The following is a 603-nucleotide window of genomic DNA, read 5'->3' as shown; positions in this document are numbered from 1 at the left end:
AAAAGTCAAGTCCTTCTTAATCGGACGAGACAATTATACAGACAGATTCTTATTTCTCTGAAAAGTAGGGATGAAACTTCAGACTCTTAAAAATAGGGATGCTGATAATGGTGATGGCAATAATTTTTATCAATCCAGGCAGGATAAAAGGAGTTAGGCCAACCTCTACTGACTTAGAGAAATCAAGTCCTCCAAAGAACTGCAGCCCTAAGATACCACCAACAAAGACGAGAGCGGCACCCAATACATTAGCTATAAAAATCATATAGAAAGGACTGTCCTTATGAGTCAGACTGGATGTCACAAGCGCAAAGGGTAAGAAGAACCAGAGATAACCGGCGCTTGGACCAAAGAGAGCCTGAAAACCACCGCTTCCTCCAGCAAAGACCGGCAGACCAATAGCTCCCAGCAGTAGATAAATAAAGACTGACAAAACAGCTTCGCGAGGTTTGAAAATCGTCGCAATCAAGCCGATAACAAAAGTCTGCAGCGTGATGGGAATGGGGCCAATGGAAATAGTAAATTGGGACAGGACAGCTAGGAAAGCTGCTCCGATAGCTGGGAGGGCAAGAAGAAATGCTTTGTTCTTGTTCATAAATAGTA

At 43.1% G+C, this 603-nt stretch carries 1 protein-coding gene; it reads right to left on the bottom strand.

Annotation, left to right across the window (positions count from 1 at the left end; all coding sequences use genetic code 11):
- Window positions 1-49 precede the first annotated feature (49 nt).
- Window positions 50-595, bottom strand: coding sequence for a biotin transporter BioY (locus AX677_RS05285; RefSeq protein WP_004192816.1), 546 nt, complete (start codon window positions 593-595; stop codon window positions 50-52).
- Window positions 596-603: the final 8 nt, after the last annotated feature.

It is taken from the genome of Streptococcus sp. CCH8-C6, from assembly GCF_001557225.1.
Taxonomy (GTDB): domain Bacteria; phylum Bacillota; class Bacilli; order Lactobacillales; family Streptococcaceae; genus Streptococcus; species Streptococcus sanguinis_C.
This window is presented reverse-complemented; position numbering and strand designations above follow the sequence as displayed.